General features: G+C 48.6%; 1 protein-coding gene. It reads left to right on the plus strand.

Features of this window, described 5'->3' with window-relative positions; translation table 11 throughout:
- Positions 1-257, plus strand: a 257-nt coding sequence (locus AAEY78_RS13885; RefSeq protein ID WP_352339950.1) for a DHHA1 domain-containing protein, incomplete at both ends; no start/stop codon positions are given.

Consider the following 257-nt stretch of genomic DNA (forward strand, 5'->3'; position numbering starts at 1 on the left):
GTATTGACCCAGGTTCACTCCGTGGTTTACAAGATGAGCTAAAGCAAAAACTAAAGTCTGCGATTATTGTGCTCGGCACAGCTAAAGACGGTAAAGTGAATTTAATTGCTGGCGTCAGCAATGATTTAACTAAAAAGGTCAAAGCGGGCGAGCTCGTGGCAATGGTTGCACAACAGGTTGGTGGTAAGGGCGGTGGTCGTCCAGATATGGCACAAGCGGGTGGTTCTCAGCCTGAGAATCTAGCCGCAGCATTAGCC

Source organism: Psychrobacter sp. 16-MNA-CIBAN-0192, from assembly GCF_040309565.1.
Taxonomy (GTDB): Bacteria; Pseudomonadota; Gammaproteobacteria; order Pseudomonadales; family Moraxellaceae; genus Psychrobacter.